The 571-nt window shown below is 33.1% G+C and carries 1 protein-coding gene; it reads left to right on the top strand.

From position 1 onward, the window contains the following. Positions 1 to 571: glycosyltransferase (locus CXQ97_RS19040; protein WP_104182384.1), on the top strand; the 571-nt coding region annotated here is incomplete at both ends.

Genomic DNA, 571 nt, shown 5'->3' with positions numbered 1-571 from the left:
CTCCAATCGGTTAGATTTTGATGATTATGTTGCAGCTAAGCTAAGAAAACAGAATGAATATAAGAGGAAAATACCAAGTGTCTCTGTTATATATAGAGTCAAAAACGGATCTGAATATATAGAGGCATCTATATTGTCTATTTCGGGGTTAGCATCACAAATAATTGTTGTAGATAATAATTCTACAGATAATACAAGAGATATTGTAGAAAGATTATCGAATCAATTAGCTGATGTTTGCTCTATACAACTTTACTCTTGTGATAAAAATCTCGCTATTGCTGGAGAAGGGTATAAAGATCAGGTGACAAAGGGAGATGGTTCACTGGCCGAATTTTATAATTTTAGTTTTTCTTTAGGTGATTGTGATTATTTAATGAAAGTCGATGCCCATTATATTTTTTCGGCATACGGTGTTGATATTTTGCAAAAGCAGATAGCAAAAAATTATGATGGTGTCGTTTTTCGAGGGTTAGAGTTTTTTGGGAAGTGGATGAGCAATGAGCTGTTTTTATATAAACGTTCACTGGGTCTGAAATATTGTGATGGCGAATTATATGAACAGTTAATG

Source organism: Arthrobacter sp. B0490 (genome assembly GCF_002929355.1).
GTDB lineage: Bacteria > Actinomycetota > Actinomycetes > Actinomycetales > Micrococcaceae > Arthrobacter_D.
The sequence above is the reverse complement of the archived record's forward strand: the minus strand, read 5'-3'. Positions and strand labels throughout refer to the sequence as shown.